The organism is Reichenbachiella sp. MSK19-1 (assembly GCF_003590315.1).
Classification (GTDB): domain Bacteria; phylum Bacteroidota; class Bacteroidia; order Cytophagales; family Cyclobacteriaceae; genus Reichenbachiella; species Reichenbachiella agariperforans.
The window spans coordinates 462093-480105 of the sequence record NZ_MIER01000015.1 but is presented as its reverse complement, the minus strand read 5'-3'; the positions used below and the strand labels follow the sequence as shown (position 1 = coordinate 480105).

General features: G+C 42.0%; 16 protein-coding genes. 8 read left to right on the top strand and 8 right to left on the bottom strand.

The window, feature by feature from the left end; all coding sequences use genetic code 11:
* The first annotated feature begins 53 nt into the window (after window positions 1-53).
* Window positions 54-191: a hypothetical protein gene (locus BGP76_RS20325; RefSeq protein ID WP_158584221.1), complete on the top strand. Its 138-nt coding sequence runs from the start codon at window positions 54-56 to the stop codon at window positions 189-191.
* A 12-nt stretch (window positions 192-203) separates the two neighbouring features.
* Window positions 204-338: a hypothetical protein gene (locus BGP76_RS20535; RefSeq protein ID WP_255416112.1), complete on the top strand. Its 135-nt coding sequence runs from the start codon at window positions 204-206 to the stop codon at window positions 336-338.
* A gap of 81 nt (window positions 339-419) precedes the next feature.
* Here BGP76_RS20535 and BGP76_RS20530 read toward each other — a convergent pair whose 3' ends face one another.
* From BGP76_RS20530 to BGP76_RS10150, 4 genes are all read right to left on the bottom strand, one after another.
* Window positions 420-542, bottom strand: a complete 123-nt coding sequence (locus BGP76_RS20530) for a hypothetical protein (protein ID WP_255416111.1) — start codon at window positions 540-542, stop codon at window positions 420-422.
* 205 nt (window positions 543-747) lie between these two features.
* Complete coding sequence (locus BGP76_RS10160; RefSeq protein WP_119844582.1) at window positions 748-3246, bottom strand: S8 family peptidase; 2499 nt, start codon at window positions 3244-3246, stop codon at window positions 748-750.
* Between the two features lie 6 nt (window positions 3247-3252).
* Entirely contained in the window at window positions 3253-4230 is a 978-nt protein-coding gene (locus BGP76_RS10155; RefSeq protein ID WP_119844581.1) for an AAA family ATPase, read from the bottom strand.
* Window positions 4231-5056: 826 nt separating this feature from the next.
* Window positions 5057-5596 (bottom strand): hypothetical protein, encoded by a 540-nt coding sequence (locus BGP76_RS10150; protein ID WP_073124547.1) that lies wholly within the window; start codon window positions 5594-5596, stop codon window positions 5057-5059.
* Window positions 5597-5736: 140 nt separating this feature from the next.
* On the opposite strand from BGP76_RS10150, the gene BGP76_RS10145 reads away from it, so the two are divergent.
* On the top strand, window positions 5737-6240 hold the full coding sequence (locus tag BGP76_RS10145) for a DUF4494 domain-containing protein (protein WP_073124545.1): 504 nt from the start codon (window positions 5737-5739) through the stop codon (window positions 6238-6240).
* A gap of 75 nt (window positions 6241-6315) precedes the next feature.
* On the opposite strand, the gene BGP76_RS10140 is transcribed toward BGP76_RS10145, so the two are convergent.
* From BGP76_RS10140 to BGP76_RS10125, 4 genes are read right to left on the bottom strand one after another with little or no spacing between them, the layout of a single operon-like run.
* The gene (locus tag BGP76_RS10140; protein WP_119844580.1) at window positions 6316-7239 is read right to left on the bottom strand and encodes a rhomboid family intramembrane serine protease; all 924 of its coding nucleotides are present in this window, start codon (window positions 7237-7239) and stop codon (window positions 6316-6318) included.
* Window positions 7240-7253: 14 nt separating this feature from the next.
* Window positions 7254-8045 (bottom strand): rhomboid family intramembrane serine protease, encoded by a 792-nt coding sequence (locus BGP76_RS10135; RefSeq protein ID WP_119844579.1) that lies wholly within the window; start codon window positions 8043-8045, stop codon window positions 7254-7256.
* Window positions 8046-9920, bottom strand: a complete 1875-nt coding sequence (mutL, locus tag BGP76_RS10130) for a DNA mismatch repair endonuclease MutL (protein ID WP_119844578.1) — start codon at window positions 9918-9920, stop codon at window positions 8046-8048.
* The gene (locus BGP76_RS10125) at window positions 9920-10279 is read right to left on the bottom strand and encodes a hypothetical protein (RefSeq protein WP_119844577.1); all 360 of its coding nucleotides are present in this window, start codon (window positions 10277-10279) and stop codon (window positions 9920-9922) included. The genes mutL and BGP76_RS10125 overlap by 1 nt, the downstream gene beginning before the upstream one ends.
* Before the next feature lie 174 nt (window positions 10280-10453).
* On the opposite strand from BGP76_RS10125, the gene BGP76_RS10120 reads away from it, so the two are divergent.
* The 5 genes from BGP76_RS10120 (at window position 10454) to BGP76_RS10100 (ending at window position 17997) form a co-directional block, all read left to right on the top strand.
* Entirely contained in the window at window positions 10454-13153 is a 2700-nt protein-coding gene (locus tag BGP76_RS10120) for a serine hydrolase (RefSeq protein ID WP_158584219.1), read from the top strand.
* 71 nt (window positions 13154-13224) lie between these two features.
* The gene (gene bshA, locus BGP76_RS10115) at window positions 13225-14370 is read left to right on the top strand and encodes an N-acetyl-alpha-D-glucosaminyl L-malate synthase BshA (protein ID WP_119844575.1); all 1146 of its coding nucleotides are present in this window, start codon (window positions 13225-13227) and stop codon (window positions 14368-14370) included.
* An 81-nt stretch (window positions 14371-14451) separates the two neighbouring features.
* Window positions 14452-15057, top strand: a complete 606-nt coding sequence (locus tag BGP76_RS10110) for a sterol desaturase family protein (protein ID WP_073124533.1) — start codon at window positions 14452-14454, stop codon at window positions 15055-15057.
* Between the two features lie 328 nt (window positions 15058-15385).
* Window positions 15386-16489 carry a VWA domain-containing protein gene (locus BGP76_RS10105; protein WP_073124531.1) on the top strand — a complete coding sequence of 368 codons (1104 nt, stop codon included), beginning with the start codon at window positions 15386-15388 and terminating at the stop codon, window positions 16487-16489.
* Window positions 16483-17997, top strand: coding sequence for a magnesium chelatase (locus BGP76_RS10100; protein ID WP_119844574.1), 1515 nt, complete (start codon window positions 16483-16485; stop codon window positions 17995-17997). Before BGP76_RS10105 ends, BGP76_RS10100 begins: the two co-directional genes overlap by 7 nt.
* The last annotated feature ends 16 nt before the right edge of the window (window positions 17998-18013 follow it).

Genomic DNA, 18013 nt, shown 5'->3' with positions numbered 1-18013 from the left:
TCTCTCAGTGCTTTATCAGACCCATGTGGCTTCTTCGTGTCAAGAAATTCTACATGATGATCAACAAGCATTTTTTCAACCAGAACAGAGCCAACAGCCCATTCACTACGGAGGATTGGATGTTGGCTTTGTTGGTATTGATAGAGTCTGTGGTGATAGCCTGTGGGATTATTTCTTTGGTTTACCTATAAAACAATACAATCATGAAGGCACAATACAAAACATACACGAAGAGAAGCATGGCTTATTCTATTCTCACAGATATGGTAAAAGCAGTCAAGGAGGTCTTCTCCAAAAAGAAAAAAATCAAGAAGAAGAACAGCAAGAAGTTCTATTAGGATTGTATAGTCTGGGGTAGGGGGCTGTCTGGTTTGATACACCTCAAACCAAATAGATCCTACTCAATCACAAGACATCCGCTACGCCTTGGAGGCAATATCTGTGGGGTGGTCGCGTCCAAGTATCGGAGTGATGAAACTAGACTCGTCCTCGTCACAGACGAGGATGGCATGGCTCACTTGAGCAGCTGTAGATATGATCATGTGAGCGGAATGTCACATGACAAATGCTCACTACCTTCATCTCTTGCTTGAGCGCATCTGTGATGCGTTCTTCATCTTCTAGAACATTTCGGTCGCAATGGAATTGCGACCGATCGGGTGGTGTGAGAGGCACACTGGCGGTCATTTTGACCGTTAGCCGTCTACTCATTGTGTTTTCGTTTTTCAATCAATGTGATAACCATACCTACAGTTCTATTGGTATTAGTGTTCTAATAGGAGTATAAATATCTACATCAACTTCAGGAGCTTCAATTGTAACAATTAGGCTATATCTAATTGTAGAATCATATTTTTCAAGTTTCTTTCTCATTCTATACCAACCAGAAACTGGGTAAACTGCGATACAGTTTCTTGTTGCAAGATCTGCTCCTGAACTAATCCAAAAATCACGGTGGATAGATCCTTTATTACGGTATTGCTCTTTAATTATCCAATCTTCACCTGAAAAACCAACTTCTCCCTCTTCACGAGTGTTTTTATTTACTCTTTTTTGGAACGTTTCGGTGTCTTCTCCAGGTTTGATTACATTAAATCGCAATCCATGTGATTGGTAACTGAACTTATTACTATACTTTCTACTACCTGGGTTTGGTTCAATAAAATAGGATAGTGTAATATTTAATTTCACATCTGTTTCACCTAGAGTTTCTTGAAGTATTTCAGTTGGCCATGGAAGCTCAAATAAATGAATATCATTAAACTTAATATTTCCATCCTTTCTATATGGGGTAATCTCCTTTTCTGCAATTAGGGTAAGAGAATTTTGAGCACTGTACAAGGCTTTTTTTAAGTTTGGAACACCATACCCGAAAGACCTTAGTAAATTTCTTTTTTCTTGCTTATTAAATGATTCTACACTTTTTATATTTTCCCCTCCTAACATGGCTTGTGTCCAATCAGCAGAATGTATCATTAATGCTCTAATTGATTCTGGCCATAAGTCTGGATATTCAGTTTTCAATTGCGCTGCAAAACGAGAAGCCAAAGCAGTAGCAGCACTTGTATCACTAAAGGTCTGTAATAATGTAGTACGATAATCCTTGTGAGTAGTCAAGAGTTGCAATGAATGAGGTGCAACAATATCACCTCTTTGATTAATCAAATTTCCACCTTCCATTACTAAATCAGGCTTAATAGCCCAATCATTTTCCCAAATTACGGAAGTAGAATTAGAAGGAGACATTCCTCCCTTTTCAGCTAATAGTTCTGAGTCTGGAAATTCTTCGAAATCAAAAGTGTCCATTTCTGTGTAAGCACCAACAGTAATAGCATTAAATGCTTGAGCAGGGTCATGAACCGATTCATAAAAATTTTTATTCAGAAAGTCATTGGGATTTTCTAGAAAAACATTTCCTCCAGAAATAAAGAATAGTTGTTTTTCTAGGTTTTCACCTTCATTTCCGAATGTTATTTTGTCAATAGCAGAAGACCAAGAAGAAGGTCTACCATAGAATGCTTGATCTTTGTCAGTAACTGCCATGCAGTAAATTCTAGGGCGAAAGGGAGCTGTAACAATAGGTGAGTTTACTGCCTCAATTGTTACTGCTCCATAGAATTCAGGATCATGTGGATCTGGTTTATTGATAAACTTAACAGATTCTAATTGATGATAAACTTGAATATTGTTTGTTGAAGACATTGCTGTGGTAAGGTCTCCGTATAATGCTAGTCCAGCCATTCCAGTTCCATGACCACCAATTATACCACTTCCGCTATCATGAACACCCCAATCATCTCGCTTATAGCTGAATAAGTTATTTTCAGATATAAAATCTTTTAGTAACGGATGTTGTCTTTGTACTCCCGCATCCAAAATGCAAATAGCTAAACTGTCTTCATTTGTTTGATTCTCGATTCGGCTTTGTAATTCATTAAATGCATCTTCCTTTTCTGAGATATTAAAAGTGGTAAAGAAATCAGCAGTTTCTTTAGGCTTTCTTAGCTCTGCTAGATTATCTAATAAATAGATTGACTCTGAAAGTTGACGTGGAGAAGCTTTTATTAATTTTATGTAGTGTTCAGGAAAAACTAATTCGCTATCAGCAATTTCTGCATTTACTAAGCCTAATTGAAAAATAATTTTCCCATACTCCGATGTATGGTCTATGCCTGATTTCTTTCTAAACCAAACTTCCCACCAAACAACTTCATCTTCATTTGGAAACGGGTTTTCATTAGGTTCTGTCCAAAAGGCTTTTAATGTTGCAATTTGGATAGATTCAAGGTTACTGATTAATCTGTTATGTTTTGGAGTTTCAGTTTCTGAAGAAATGTAATCATTGACTCTACTAAGAAAGTGACTAATCCCTCCTTCAGTGAGCATTACATTAATTCTAAACCTTACCTTTCCATCAATTATTTCTTCTTTTATATTTAAGAGTTCGTACTTCGAAGTTTTTGCATCACTATGAAAACTATCAAATGCAGGTTTAAAGTCAAATTCAGAGATGAATTCAACATAAATAGCATCATCTCTAACTATTCCATTTGGAAGTTCAATATCCTTTAATGCATCAAATTCTAGTTTAATGTTATTTAAATGTTCCCGAATTTTACTTCCGTGAATACCTCTTTCTCTAACTCTAATTGGAGGTGGTTTACCACCGCCTCTTGGGCTTACAAATTCGTCTGTTTGAGAATAACCTTCAATTTTTATATGTCGAAGTGAGTTTTGGTCAGCCATTTAAAATTATTGTTTTCGCTTTTCGAGTGAAGTCATAAGGGATGACACGGGAACTTTACTTTCACCCATAATTATCATTTCCTTTATGGCCTCTTCACAAGCTCTAACAATGTCTGAGTAGCTTAGCCCAGTTGCTTCTTTTGCAATTTTATCAAGAGAAATTCTTTTCGAGAGTGAGAATCCAGATAGATTCTTTTTTAGAACTTTTTTAATCTCTTCAATTTCTGGTAATGGATAGCGGATAATATCATCAAATCTTCTAAATAGTGCTTTGTCTAGTGATTCAGGTAAATTAGTTGCTGCGATTACAATACTATTAGATTGATCTTTTTCGATATTGATTAGAAAACTATTTAGAACTCTCTTTATTTCACCTACATCTTGTCCTTGATCTCTTTGTGCGCCAATAGAATCAAATTCATCAAACAAATAAACTCCTCTATGATCTTCCATTGCATCAAAAATCATTCTCAACTTTGCAATGGATTCTCCCATGAATTTGGACATAAGGCCGTCCAGTCGAATTATAAAAACAGTAAGACCCAATTCTCCTGCTAAAGCTTGAGCTGTCATTGTTTTACCGCAACCAGGTATTCCTGTCAACAATAATTTCCTTTTTGGGGTCAGATTATGTTGTCGTAAAAGTTCTATTTTTCTTTGTTCTTCAACAACACGATCTAAAGATTCTCTAACTTGTTTATCCAACACCATATCATTGAGCTTGATCTTAGGTTGAAATACCTCAATAAGTTCATTTAATTCTCTTTTTGGTTTAGATATTGAAATAGTTTTAGCACCATCTAAAAATGAATTTGAACGCCCCTTTTTCGCACGTTCAATTAAATTTTTAAGCTCTTGTGCAAAAGTAGTATGTCCCTTTCTTGCTTCAGAAGCAGCAATTTGCATAGCAGTAGCAAAGAATCGAGATTCATCTCCATCCCCAAAAGATTTGATTAAACTTTTTATTTGTTCTGCTGCTGCCATAGGGCAAATTTACTTAATCATGTATTGAAAAGCTATTTTTATTCAAAAGCACAATGAAACACAACATTTGTGTAAATGTGCACTTTATATCCGCTATGTCTTGTATTACTGTTCTTTATTTTTCTACGTAGTGACAGCTCTCAATAGAGTAGCTCACAGGATAGAGATGGCTGCACACTTCGAAGATAGTGATAGTCTAGTGACCAAACAACAATCCTAGGTTGAGACCTACTTGCTCCAAAAATCTACAGAAGGGCTATTCGGATTCTGAGTAATGCCTCAGGAGAAGGGTTCAAAGCTTATAGCAAGCTTCCCTTGATCGTGTACTTATTTCTCGAAAATGCTGCGGGAAGCCGACTGCTGATCGACTTGGTAAAGCCAAACTAGTATTTCCTGTCGGTATTTCCCAAGGCTATAGGCAAATCCCTTCGAATATCACAAAACGCTATGAGGTGGGTGCTATATTTTGGGTTGGGAGGGGGGTGAGACCTGACCTCTCCAACCTAAGCTTAGTTCGGCTCCCATGTTGCCTTACCTCAGGGCCGAGGTAAGCTTAGTTTCACCCTGTAGTAAGCTTAGGTTGGGGCTCTGGTAAGCTTACCTTCAGGCCTAGGTAAGCTTAGCTTTTGTTCAAAGGTCATAAAAGCCCAACAATAGTGGGTTTTACCTGGTTTTCAAATATTGAATCTTGGGTAGCCATACCATCCAAACAAACACCCGACCAAGAATTTCCCACCTTCCAACAGGACAAGAATAGTAGTTGGCGTTTTCAAACTAGTGGGAAATTACAATGGGGTCATGGGGTAGTTTGCCGAGGGATACTTGATTATTTCAGTGAGGGAGCGAGAGCATTGATGACTTCTTGCATTTTCTTGTCTGAGTAATTGCCAGAGGTGAAGTGTATGATTTTGCCTTCTGGGTCTAAAATGTAGAAGTAGGGGATTTTCGAATCATTAAAATCCAATTTGGTTTTGTATTCGATCAGTGTACCCTCATAGAAGAGGACGTGAGGCTGGATCAGCGGATCGACAGACGCTTGCGTTTTTTTCATCACTTTCTTGTAGGCGGGTCGTTTCGCTCCAGTAAACATCGGGATGAAATAGGTGTTGATGTCGTAGTGAAAGGCAAATGGGCTTGTCGATTTTTGGATAAAGTTGGTGTAGATAGGCGAAAACCATTTGCCGAGATCTTCTTCTGCTTTTTTGGAGTAGGCGATACACAGCAGGGTGTATTTGCCCATGGTATGATCGGGTATTTCTATGAGCTGGTGCGTGAGCGACTCGGTAGACATCTCTGGGAAGGGATCTCCCACTTGGGCATAGGTATTGAGGCTGATCGTTAGGAGTACTAATGTTATGAATCTCATAGATATGATTTTATATTTTTTCTAAAAGTAAAAATATAAAATACTTTAAGGATCGGACTTGTATTATTAGAATTTAGTCAGGCTAAGTTCTACTTTTGGGCTGAAGTAAATGGATTTTTAACAGTACAAAAGTATATAAAATGAGAATTTGGTATTCGTGTAAAGTAAAGTACGGTAAGGTCGATGAAGAGGGTGTGATGAAACAGACCACAGAGGCTTTTTTGGTGGATGCGTTGACTTATACAGAGGCAGAGTCCCGTATCTACGAGGCAATGGAGAGAGATGTGAGCGGTGAGTTTTCTGTCAATAGCATTACGAAGACCAATATCGGAGAACTGCTGCATCTAGAAGATGCGGACTATTGGTACAAAGCCAAAGTATCCTACTCGACAGTGGATGGTGATAGTGACAAGGAGGTCAAAGTCAACACCTACTTTTTGGTCAATGCGGAGGATCTCAAACAGGCATTTGAGCGAGTGAGCGAAAGCTTAAACACTATGCTGGTACCTTTCGAAATCCCATCGATCGCGAAGACGAATATCGTCGAGGTGTATCCATATGACGCAGATGAAGAAGCGATCCCGGATAACCTGACACCAGTGTCCGAACTGGAAGAGGAAGAGGTCGAGGAAGAAGTGGAATAGAACGGAGTTTTATCCTGATATGAAAACGCCCTAGTTGATCTAATCAACTAGGGCGTTTTTGTTTCTTCCTGCTTCTTAGCTCTTTTTGCTGGCATTGAACAGTTTTTGTTTCTCTTCTTTGGAGAGGCTTTCATAGCCAGACTGTGAGATTTTGTCTAGGATAGCGTCGATTTCTGCCTGATCGGCGATGTTGTGTCCTGTACTGGATGTCGCAGATGACGAACTACGACTGCTGCTTTGGCTCTTGGTTTTCTTATGGGTGACTTTGATCTTAGGCTGTCGAACAAATAGACTTTTGAAAAAGCGCATAATGCTGCCGATCCAAATCCCCCAGTCAGTACCCGACTGCAGTTGTTTGATGTATAAGAAGCCGATCAGTGCCCCACCTAGGTGGGCGATATTGCCGCCAGCATTGCTACCCACTGCGCCCAAGAATGAGATGACGATGTAGAACCCTGCGATGTATTTGATCTTCACAGGGCCGATGAACATCAGGTGGAACGTGTAGTTGGGCAGCAGTGTCGCTGCGGCCACTGTGATCGCATAGACTGCTGCGGATGCTCCGACCATTCCGTTGAAGTTGGACCTCTCTATATAGTATGGGATCAGGTTGTACACCATCAGGTAGATGAGACCGCCCGCCAGCGCGCCGAGTACATATAGGTTGATCAGTTTTTGATTGCCGATATACTCTACGATCAACCGACCAAACCAGTACAGCACCAGCATGTTGAAGAGAATGTGAAAGATGCTCGATAGGCTATGCGCAAAGGCATAGGTGAGTAGCGTCCAAGGTCTCGTCAAAAACGTTGCAAATGCAGGAGGGATGGTGAATTGGTCTATGATAAAGTTGGAGACCGTATCTATCCCAGCGATCTTCCCGAAGATATTGAGTACGGCGAGTACTATAAATACCGAAATGTTAATAATGATGATCTGCGGAAGGGCATTGTTAGGTCTCTTCCATGCATTCTTAAAATCATCCATCAAATTGTCCATAGCGTTACTTTACTTTAATAAAAATCTCGGCCATTCCTAGCCCAGTATTTCAACAATATAAATGCGATCAACATCCCACTGAGGTGGGCAAGGTGGGCGACATTGTCTCCTCCGGTACGATTGATCTCCGAATATAGTTCATACGCTCCATAGAAAAACACCAAATATTTGGCTTTGATAGGGATCGGAGGAAACAGCAACATGAGTTCAGTATTAGGGAACAGCATCCCGAATGCCATGAGTATCCCAAAGACTGCACCCGACGCACCGACCATGGGGATGTTAGACATCTCATTGTAGATCTGGTTGACGATGCTCACTGCCTGGCTGGCGAAGGAGAGGTTTTCAGGGTTGTCGTAGTAAGTATCCGCAAAATCTCCGAGCTTGACCATGTCATAGCCATCTGCATAGTTATGAATATAGATGTAAAACTCCTCTGGGTTTGGATGATCGACGAACTGTTCGGTGTCTGTGCTAAAACGGCCCTTTTCTACCGTATCAGCTACGCCATAGAGGAGACCCGCTCCGATACCCGTGATGAGATAGAATAACAAGAACTTTTTGGCACCCCAGACGCGCTCCAGCATAGGGCCAAAAATCAGCACGGCGAACATGTTGCCAAACAAGTGCATGAAACTGGCGTGCAACCACATGTAGGTTACATACTGGAAGATGAAGAACCCATCTGAGAAGATGTAATGGACACCAAATAAGTGAGACAGGTTGAAATTAAGAAAAGAACCGATCAGAAATACCCCGATATTGATAATCAGGATGTTCTTCACCATAGGAGTTAGATTAAACATCTATTTGTACTTAAAAAATTCTACAATTTTTTCGAGCCCCAAGATAACAAAAGTCGGTGTACCATTGGGGGTATAGTTAGGCTGGCTGCAGGCAAACAAACGGTCTATGAGGGTTTTGAGTTCTAATGTCTCTTTGGAAATTTTGGTTCGACTCGCAGATCGTTTGGCCATGGCACGGGCGATACTCTCCTGGGTGTTGAGTGAGAGTTCGGATTTGTTGTACTTGAACTGCTCGATCAGTCCTTCGAACAGTTCCTTTTCGTTGATGTGCTGTACATCAGCGGGGACACCATTGATGGCGATGCTTTTGTCTCCGAATACTTCAAATTCAAAACCCAATGCCATGATTTCTTTTTCTAACTCCATCACGAGCGAAAAGTCAGCAGGGCTCAAATCTAGACTTACCGGAAAGAGACTTTTTTGCGTCATCCCTGTTTTGTTTTCTAGCGTCCCGAGATAGTTTTCGTAGAGGATGCGCTCATGTGCTAGGGTAGCATCCAGTATCATGACGCCTGACTTGACTTGCTTCATGACGTACTTTTCATGCATCAGTACAGGGTCAGATGTCCCTGAGGTCGGCGCATCATGGCTGGATGATAGAGTGGAAGCGATCTCCATCTGTACCTTTTCGCGAGGTTCGTCGGGGATGCTCTGGTCAAAGCCTGCCATTTCCTCTTGTCGGATTTCGGCAGGAGATAGAGAAGATTCGTTGATGGCACTCTCATAGAGGCTCTCCCATCTGACGGACTTTCCTTGTTTCTGATCCAAAGACTTGAAATTGCCATAGCCTGAATCTTTGCGTGTGGCACCCGATTCGAATCTTTGGGTGTGTACGGCGAAGTTTTCGAAGTTGACATCCGTCTCAAAGTCCAAAGAGGGCGTGACATTGTGTGCGCCTAGTGCCTGCTTGACGGCTGATTTGATGATGCCGTAGACGCTGCGCTCATCCTCGAATTTGATTTCGGTCTTGGTTGGGTGTACGTTGATATCGATGCGGGCTGGATCCATTTCGATGAAGAGAGTATAGAACGGATGCTGATCATCTTTGATTAAGCCTTCGTAGGCACCTTGCACCGCGTGGTTGAGGTAACTGCTCTTGATGAATCGGTTGTTGACGAAGAAGAATTGTTCGCCACGTGTCTTCTTGGCGTGTTCCGGTTTGCCGATATACCCCGTTACTTTAAACCACTCGGTCTCCTCTTGGCAGGTGATGAGCTGGGTTTGATAGTTTTTCCCAAAGAGGTGCACGATGCGCTGGCTAAGTTTCCCTGCGGGAGCATTGTAGACCTCTTTGTCGTTTTGGATCAAAGAAAAACCAATCTGTGGGTTGGCTAGTGATATCCGCTGAAACTCGTCAATGATGTGTCGCATCTCGACAGAGTTACTTTTGAGGAAGTTTCGTCTGGCGGGTACATTGTAGAACAGGTTTTTGACCGATAGTGTCGTGCCTTGGTTCATCGAGTCAGGGCCTTGGCTCTTGACTTCAGACGCTTCTATGATGATAGAGCTGCCTAGTTCTGCATCAGTTGTTTTGGTTTTGAGTTCTACGCGTGCGACTGCCGCGATAGAGGCTAAGGCTTCTCCCCTAAATCCCATGGTTAGGATATTGAATAGATCCTCTGATTTTCGGATTTTGGAAGTCGCATGTCGTTCGAAACTCATGCGAGCATCTGTTTCGCTCATGCCTTTGCCATCGTCGATGACTTGGATCAGGTTTTTGCCTGCGTCTGAGACGATGAGTTGTATTTTGGTACTGCCTGCATCCACGCTGTTTTCGAGTAGTTCTTTGACTACAGAGGCAGGGCGTTGGACGACTTCTCCAGCCGCTATTTGGTTGGCGATCGCATCAGGTAATAAGTGGATGATATCAGGCATTAATCTCTAGGCGCTTTTCGTTTTCTAAGGCGAAAATAGAAATATAATGGGGAGAGTAGTAGGAAAACATAGAATACATCATTGCCAAAAAACAACCAGCCAACCACGAGTGCAAATATGGCCATCGCCAGTCCGAGTTGGACGATAGAGGTCTGACCAGACCGACGTTCTCGCTTGCCGAAAGCGGCCGATATACTTGATTGATACTCGATAGATGAGTCCTCTTCTTCTTGTCGGTTGAGTCGCTCACGTGCCGCTTTCATCTTGCCTTCTATTTCTTCCTTGATCGGGTCATAATATCTAGGCTCGATGTGAAATCGACTGTATCTGGAGGTTTTGATGAATGACGGTATTTTCATAGTGAATTGAGGTATTCGTCGTTAAAAATATGTGGCATTGTTTATGTTATTCTCTAATTTATGATAGATTGTTATTTAAACAAAAATTCAATTTGTTGTCCACAACCCACCTCTCTTAGGTTCTTGCGCTTACCAGAGCAAAGTTACTTAGAATATAATTTATTACGTCGATACATGAAGCAGGTTGGTCTGATCGTTTTTCTTTTTTTAGGTCTCAGTACATGGGGATACGCCGCAGAGGTAGGGACATCTGCGGACAGGGATTCCTTGTATGTGACGTGGAACAAGACCAAATCAGCACTGCCAGTAGTCTATATGAACCTACCAAGGTTCGAGGATGCGCATGATCGCTCTGTGGTCATGAACCTGGCCCTGAACTATGGAATAGGTGCTATCTACATCAGTGACGGTGATAGGGCGCAAGTCAAAAAATGGATACAGGTTTTGGAAAGAGAGGCAGTGGTCGCTCCACTCGTAGCGGCCAAAGCGAGTGGTGTATTCGAACTTCCCTTTGATGGACTGGGAGAGATGCCTGAGGATGAAATCGTATCTTGTTTGACAGACCTTGATTTGGTTCGTCAGCTGGCAGAGGCTAATGCTGCCACGCTCCAAGACATGGGGGTAGATGTATTGCACTATGATCAATTGCCAGTCTATTTTGATGATTTGGATGTACAAAAGACATTGTTGTATTGGTCTGTTTTGAAGGATAGTGGAGTGAGTTTGTCGTTTGGCAATGGCACGAGAGCTTTTGTTTCCAAGTACCAGGAACAGATAAATTGGGAAAATGTACTTTGGTTAGAGTCTGGTGCCGTGGCAGATCATGCCTTGACCAAGAAAAAGCCGAACAGAGCGTTTAGGAAGCAAACGAAGTTTGAGGGGCTGGTCATCGAGTCGCTAGACCGAAAAAGCCTGGAGGATCATAAAAAGAACCAATGGAATAGAGGAGTCGATGTGCTCTGGTCGACCGTGAACAATGGTAGCCCATACCTAGTCGAGCAATTGTTGCACAGTGAGGTGGCGAAGAAGAGTTATTTTAAAACTGCGGTTAAAAAGTACTACCAGCATTGGCATTCCATTCAATCAAAACCCAATACGATATACCCCACTACAGAACGGTTCTCTGATCGCATGATCTATGCTTTTAAATCCAAGGCTATCACCCTGATCAAAGACGAAGTAGACTACTTCCCGATACAGAACCTTATGGGGTATCCAGTTTATTCTTTCTCATCCAATGAACACCAGTCAGTGATGGGGCACACGATGGATTTGTATAAGTCAGGCCAGCACTATTCGTTAGATGAGTTGTCGGCGTATTGTCCAGATAGTGCGGAGGTTAATATCCCTCTGCATAGTCATGTGATTGTAGACTTGTCGAGTGTTTTTCGGGTTAGTGAGATTCAGTATTATGTATCGCTGATAGAGTCACTAGCGGACACTTACCAGATTGGAGTGATCTATCAGGGCCATTGGTCAAATCTGCGGTATCTCATGGGGTTAGAAACCTTGCTGTGGACGCCTGAACATGACAGTCAAAGCATGGAGCTCATGGTGCAGGTGGCTTTTGGTGCTGTGGATGTTTCGGGAACTTTGCCTGCTTATTTGGGTAGCACATCAGAAAGGATGGGGGTATCTAAAAAGTCTTTGGGCAGGTTGCAGTACATGGATCCGGTACTGTTGGGGATTGACGTGAGAAAGCTCGATCAAATCGATAGTATTGTAGCGGAAGGAATCAAAGATCAGATGTTTCCAGGGTGTCAAATCATGATGGTCAAAGATGGTGCTGTTGTTTATCAAAAGTCTTTTGGTTATTTGACGTATGACAGCTTGGTGCCAGTAGCATGGGATCATATCTACGATATAGCCTCGATCACCAAGACGGCAGCTACTGTGCCGATGATCATGCAAGAGGTGGCACAGGGGCATTTGGATTTAAATGGTCGGTTGGGGGATTTCTCTACGAGGTTTAGCGAAACGGATAAGTCCGATTTGATCGTCTCGGATATGCTGACGCATCAATCAGGCTTACGTTCTTATCTACCGTTTTGGAAGAATTCCGAATTCTTGATCGACAGTGCTGCGTTCTATTACAAAAAGGAGATCAAAAGAAAGAAATATGAATACATGTCGGTTAATTGGGAGGATTCTATCTCTACATGGATCGGTAGCTCGACCTACAATAGCCTGAAAAATCCAGACAACACGTACCGCTATCTATATAGTGATCTGGGTTTCATGATAATGAAAGATGCCGTGGAGGAGCGAGAGAAAATGGGGTTCGATAGATTGGTGGATAGCCTATTCTATAACCCGCTCTCTATGGACCACACTTCTTACAATCCTTTGCGCCATTTTTCGGCAGATCAAATCGCACCGACCGAACAGGATGATTCGTTTCGTCATGACCTACTGAGAGGTCAAGTACATGATCGCAATGCTGCCTTGCTTGGAGGTGTGAGTGGTCATGCGGGCTTGTTCTCCAATAGCAATGACCTAGCGAAGTACATGCAAATGATGATGCAAGGAGGTTACTATGGAGGTAAACAGTATTTTGATCCAGCTTTGGTACAATTATTTACAGAAAAAACGGATCCTAAATATAGTAGAGCCTTAGGGTGGGATAAGCCACGTCAGGCAGTAGGAAACACCTCTAAATATGCCTCTGAACGATCATTTGGGCACTCAGGGTTTACAGGTACATTGGTTTGGGCTGATCCTGAAAACGACCTAGTCTATGTGTTTTTGTCCAACCGTGTCTATCCCGACCCTAATAATTACAAACTCATCAAGAGTAATACACGTACTAAGATTCACGATTTGATGTATGAGTCGATATTATCAGGACAGAAGGTTGTGAATCATCAGATGTAGAAGCATTTTTGGTGCTTAATATCGCAGACCGTGGAGGACGATACATCACGTACGGGACAAAATATAAATTTATGAAAATTGGAATAGTCTGTTACCCAACCTACGGTGGATCGGGTGTGGTAGCAACTGAATTAGGGAAGGCGCTGGCGCAAGAAGGTCATAAGGTTCATTTTATCACTTATTCACAGCCCACTCGATTAGATTTCTTCAATGAGAATCTGTTCTATCACGAAGTAGATATTAAACCTTATCCCTTGTTTCAATACCCGCCATACGAGATTGCATTAGCAAGCAAGATGGTGGATGTAGCCAAGCACGAAAAGCTTGATTTATTTCATGTACATTATGCAGTGCCACACGCTTCGGCGGCCTTTATGGCACGAGAGATTTTAAAAACGGAAGGGTACGATATTCCGTTTATTACCACTTTGCATGGTACAGATATTACCATCGTGGGCAAGGATGCATCTTTGGCTCCAGTAGTAACTTTCTCTATCAACCAGTCCAATGGTATCACTTCGGTCTCCGATGACTTAAGGCGGGATACATTGGAGCATTTCAACATCCAGAAGGATATCAAAGTGATACCTAACTTTATAGACCTCAAACGATTTAAAAAACAGAAGAAGGATCATTTCAAAAAAGCGATCTGCCAGAATGATGAAAAGCTCATCGTACACACGTCCAACTTTAGAAAGGTTAAACGTGTCGAAGATGTAATTAAGGTTTTTTGCAAAATTCGTGAAAAGATACCTGCTAAGTTGCTATTGGTGGGAGATGGTCCTGAGCGTACTCATATTGAGGCATTGGCACGAGATACGGTGTGTCAGGGTGATGATGTGCGTTTTCTGGGTAAGCTAGAGGCAGTAGAAGAAGTGCTGAGTGTCAGTGACTTGTTTCTGATGACCTCCGAGAAGGAGAGCTTTGGACTCGCAGCGTTAGAGGCGATGGCGTGTGAGGTGCCTCTGGTCAGTACAGATGCTGGAGGGTTGCCCGAACTCAACAAAGATGGCGATTCTGGGTATATCTGTAAAGTTGGAGATGTAGATGCCATGGCCGTAGCGGCACTAAAAATCTTAGACGATGCGAACCTTCCCGGTTTTAAGCAAAGAGCCTTGGCTAGAGCCAAAGTTTTTGATCTTAAAAACATACTTCCGATGTATGAAGAGTTTTATATTCAGACAGTTAAAGATTATAAGCAGGCTGTAGTATCTTAATTTGAGCGAAAAGGAAAAACTAGTTTGGATTAATTTCGTATTTGCTCATATATTTGATCAACACAACAATAATTCACCGAAATGCCTAAAACTTCTGGGAGTGGAAGGATTTTTAAAAATCCTGTTCTTGAGAAACTAACCCGAACACACATCGCAGCGCCTCTTGTCGCGTTTTCTGCAGTTTCTACTTATTTGCTTTATCAAGCAGTGGTCGCCAAAGGAATAGGGGGACTACAGGTATTGGTTTGGTTTTTGGGAGGCTTATTGCTCTATAGTCTGGTAGAGTATATCATGCATCGATTCGTATTTCACATGCCTGAGACGACCCCCGCTCGTAAGAAATTTGTCTATACAGCACATGGCGTGCATCATGATTTTCCAAGAGACAAAGATAGGCTAGCTATGCCTGTTCCTGTGAGCCTAGCACTCTCAGCGATATTGTTTTTTGTATTTCGTTTTGCAATGGGCGATTTCGTTTATGCCTTTTTGCCAGGGATATTGATGGGGTATGCTTCTTATCTCTGGGTGCATTATATGGTTCATGCTTTTCAGCCCCCTAAGAATGCCTTTAAAATCTGGTGGGTGCATCATGGGATACATCACTACAAGCAGCCACATAGAGCATTTGGTGTGAGTACACCGCTTTGGGATATTATTTTTGGTACTATGCCAGAACAACAGAAATAAAAAAATCTACGCCAAAGAAAAGCCCGCATATATCTGATACATGCGGGCTTTTCTTTAATTAGTTACTTATTCGTGTTTCTTTTTAGATCATCTATGTTGTCGGTTTTCTTCTTGGGTTTGCCCGCTTTCGGCTCTAAAAGTATCTTGAAAGTGTGATCTCGTACGAACATGATCAGGTCATGAACTAGTGAAGCAAATATGGGGCGTCTTCCGGCCATCTTGTTGGGATTGAAAAGGAAAGTTTAAGTTTTTTTAAATTAATCAATAAATGCTAAAACCCTAAACAATAATATTAGTTTTATTGAAAGGGTCAGTTTAACTCACATATATGCAAGGATACCGTTTTACGGATTTTATACCGCCAGATAAGGAAAACCAAAGCACTTTTGATAGCTTGTGGAATATCTTTAGAGAGTTATTACTCATTACTTCGGGAGATCCAAATGAAGCTCTGAGCTGGTTGACTAACTTAGATAAGCAATACAACGTCTCGACGGAGAATTATGGGATTGGTGATTTTATCCAAGAACTAAAGGACAAAGGCTATCTAGATGATAAGCCTGGGGAAGGTAAATTGAAAATTACTGCCAAAACGGAGAGTGACTTTCGAAAGAGTGCATTGGAAGAAATCTTTGGGAAACTCCGTAAATCAGGACAGGGAAGTCATCAGGCTTTCGTCAATGGTCAGGGAGATGAAAAAGGCGTAGATATGCGCGAGTTTCAATTCGGGGATTCGCCTGACAATATAGCGATGACGGATAGCATTCGAAATGCACAGATTAACCATGGTTTTTCGGACTTTACGCTTACAGAAGATGATTTGGAAGTGGTGGATAACGAATACAAAACTCAGACATCTACCGTCCTCATGATTGACATCAGTCACTCTATGATTCTCTATGGAGAGGATAGAATCACGCCTGCCAAGAAAGTTGCGATGGCCTTGTCCGAGTTGATCCTCAAAAAATACAAGAAGGATACACTAGATGTGATTGTGTTCGGTAACGATGCTTGGCGAATTGATATCAAGGATTTGCCATACCTCAGCGTAGGGCCTTATCATACCAATACCGTAGCGGGTCTCGAACTAGCGATGGATATTTTGCGAAAGCGTAAAAATCAAAACAAGCAAATCTTCATGATTACAGATGGTAAGCCCACCTGTATGAAAGTTGGGATTAAATACTACAAAAACAGTTTTGGGTTGGATCCCAAGATTATCAATAAAACCTTGAATTTAGCGGCGAGCTGTCGCAAATTAAATATACCTGTCACTACATTTATGATTGCGTCCGACCCATATCTCAAAGAGTTTGTGAGGGACTTTACTGCTGCAAATAATGGCAATGCCTATTACAGTGATTTGCAGGGATTGGGACATATAGTGTTTGAAGACTTTAAGAAAAATAGAAGGAAGAACTACAGATGGTAAAAGCATACGAAAAACTTGATCAAGATTCGAAATTGGCAATCAAGACCTTAGGGGAGTTAAAGAAGAGTGGTTATGAGGCGAGATCGATCAAAGACGAGTTGAGAGAGAACCTGATACAATCGATCAAGGATCAAGTCAATGTGTTTGAGGGGATTTTGGGGTATGATGACACGGTCATTCCTGATGTGGAGCGAGCGATTCTTTCCAAGCATAATATCAACCTGCTAGGACTCAGAGGGCAAGCCAAAACACGTATGGCTCGTCTGATGGTGAACTTGCTCGATGAGTATGTGCCAGTGGTAGAGGGGAGCGAACTCAATGATGATCCTTTGCGTCCATTGTCCAGTTTTGCCCACCAGTTGATCGAGGAAAAAGGAGATGGTACACCTGTGTCATGGTTGCACCGAGATGAGCGTTTCACAGAGAAGCTCGCTACGCCAGATGTGTCTATTGCGGATTTGATAGGCGACGTAGATCCTATCAAAGCAGCGGCACTCAAGTTGCCCTACTCGGACGAACGTGTGATACACTATGGTCTGGTGCCTAGGTCGCATCGCTGTATTTTCGTGATCAACGAATTGCCTGATTTGCAACCGCGAATACAGGTAGCATTATTTAATATTCTACAAGAAGGAGATATTCAGATAAGAGGCTTTAAGCTAAGGCTTCCTTTAGAAATTCAATTTGTATTCACAGCTAACCCTGAGGACTACACCAATAGAGGGAGTATCGTGACACCGCTCAAAGACCGATTAGGGAGTCAGATCATCACGCATTATCCTAAATCCATACATACTGGTTTGAAAATCACAGAACAAGAAGCCAAATCTGCTAACCTAGAACATGTACAGGTCAATGAGATTGCGAAACTGCTCATAGAGCAAATAGCAGTAGAGGCGCGAACGAGCGAATATGTAGATGTCAACAGTGGCGTGTCAGCACGATTAACGATATCGTCTTACGAAAACTTGGTCTCTAGTATAGAGCGACGTTTGCTTCGCAACAATGAGAAAGAAGGGAGTGTGCGGATTACCGATTTTATTGGTGTGATCCCATCGATCACGGGCAAGATAGAACTGGTTTATGAGGGTGAACAAGAAGGTCCAGGTATCGTAGCGCACAACTTGATCGGCAAAGCCATCCGTACGTTGTTTACCGACTATTTTGAAGATCCAGATGAGGTACGTAAGAGTAGAGAGAAGGTCGATCCGTACAAGAAGATTGCAGAGTGGTTCGGTGAGGAGAATGTGATCGATGTACTGAATGACTACTCTGAAAAAAACTACCGAAAGGAACTGGATAAAGTGCCAGGTCTCGGTGATTTGGTTAAAAAACAGATCAAAGGACTCAAGGATGAGTCTCTTCGTTATTTCTTAATGGAATTTGTGCTGTTCGCGCTGGTTGAGTACAGTTACCTGAGCAAGCATACTTTGGACAATGGGATGCGAATAGATGACCTGATTGGAAGTATGTTTTCCGGGTTTGAGGAAGACGAGGAGAATATGTAGGTTCTGCTGAAAAATG

Bases quoted from the DNA above. Each gene is read 5' to 3' on its own strand.
- BGP76_RS20325 (WP_158584221.1), top strand. From the start codon at position 54: ATGATGATCAACAAGCATTTTTTCAACCAGAACAGAGCCAACAGCCCA.
- BGP76_RS20535 (WP_255416112.1), top strand. From the start codon at position 204: ATGAAGGCACAATACAAAACATACACGAAGAGAAGCATGGCTTATTCT.
- BGP76_RS20530 (WP_255416111.1), bottom strand. From the start codon at position 542: ATGATCATATCTACAGCTGCTCAAGTGAGCCATGCCATCCTCGTCTGT.
- BGP76_RS10160 (WP_119844582.1), bottom strand. From the start codon at position 3,246: ATGGCTGACCAAAACTCACTTCGACATATAAAAATTGAAGGTTATTCT.
- BGP76_RS10155 (WP_119844581.1), bottom strand. From the start codon at position 4,230: ATGGCAGCAGCAGAACAAATAAAAAGTTTAATCAAATCTTTTGGGGAT.
- BGP76_RS10150 (WP_073124547.1), bottom strand. From the start codon at position 5,596: ATGAGATTCATAACATTAGTACTCCTAACGATCAGCCTCAATACCTAT.
- BGP76_RS10145 (WP_073124545.1), top strand. From the start codon at position 5,737: ATGAGAATTTGGTATTCGTGTAAAGTAAAGTACGGTAAGGTCGATGAA.
- BGP76_RS10140 (WP_119844580.1), bottom strand. From the start codon at position 7,239: ATGGACAATTTGATGGATGATTTTAAGAATGCATGGAAGAGACCTAAC.
- BGP76_RS10135 (WP_119844579.1), bottom strand. From the start codon at position 8,045: ATGTTTAATCTAACTCCTATGGTGAAGAACATCCTGATTATCAATATC.
- mutL (WP_119844578.1), bottom strand. From the start codon at position 9,920: ATGCCTGATATCATCCACTTATTACCTGATGCGATCGCCAACCAAATA.
- BGP76_RS10125 (WP_119844577.1), bottom strand. From the start codon at position 10,279: ATGAAAATACCGTCATTCATCAAAACCTCCAGATACAGTCGATTTCAC.
- BGP76_RS10120 (WP_158584219.1), top strand. From the start codon at position 10,454: ATGAAGCAGGTTGGTCTGATCGTTTTTCTTTTTTTAGGTCTCAGTACA.
- bshA (WP_119844575.1), top strand. From the start codon at position 13,225: ATGAAAATTGGAATAGTCTGTTACCCAACCTACGGTGGATCGGGTGTG.
- BGP76_RS10110 (WP_073124533.1), top strand. From the start codon at position 14,452: ATGCCTAAAACTTCTGGGAGTGGAAGGATTTTTAAAAATCCTGTTCTT.
- BGP76_RS10105 (WP_073124531.1), top strand. From the start codon at position 15,386: ATGCAAGGATACCGTTTTACGGATTTTATACCGCCAGATAAGGAAAAC.
- BGP76_RS10100 (WP_119844574.1), top strand. From the start codon at position 16,483: ATGGTAAAAGCATACGAAAAACTTGATCAAGATTCGAAATTGGCAATC.